General features: G+C 36.5%; 1 protein-coding gene. It reads left to right on the forward strand.

The window, feature by feature from the left end; translation table 11 throughout:
- Nucleotides 1–66: 66 nt before the first annotated feature.
- The coding region (locus HMPREF0518_RS09355; protein ID WP_003627992.1) for an HdeD family acid-resistance protein at nt 67–605 on the forward strand (539 nt) is incomplete at its 3' end.

Genomic DNA, 605 nt, shown 5'->3' on the forward strand with positions numbered 1-605 from the left:
AAAAAGTAGAGTGTAATTGTTTCTGTCCTTGAATAAGTGTAAAATAGGCACCAAGGAGGACGAATAATGGACATTTTTTCAAGTTCTAGAGATAATCGCGGCTTCGATTGGGGCGCCTTTATCGCTGGTGTATTAATGGTTGTTGTTGCTTTTTTGCTACTTAGACATCCAGCTAAGGGATTGCACGTATTTGTGCTAATCTTTGGTATTTTGTCAATTTTGCAAGGTTTAGTATGGCTAGCTGGTTATTCACGTTTCCGTGCTTTCTTTGCACGGAGTTGGGTAGCACTTATTTCAGGTATCTTAGATATCATCGTGGGTATTTTGTTCTTATGCTCATATGATATTGGTGGATTAACTATTGCATATTTATTTGCAATTTGGTTCTTTGTTGACTCAGCTGTCGGAATTGCCTTTTCATGGCACTTGCGTGTCTTTTCAACAGGTTACTTTATCTTTAACTTAGTTTTGAATATCTTAAGTTTAGTTATTGCTATTTTCTTGATCTTTAACCCACTTTTTGCGGCATTAAGCTTAGTATGGTTAGTTGCATTTTGGTTGTTGGTATTTGGTATCAACGAAATAGTCGTTGCATTTATGTACCG

This window comes from Lactobacillus helveticus DSM 20075 = CGMCC 1.1877, from assembly GCF_000160855.1.
Lineage (GTDB): Bacteria > Bacillota > Bacilli > Lactobacillales > Lactobacillaceae > Lactobacillus > Lactobacillus helveticus.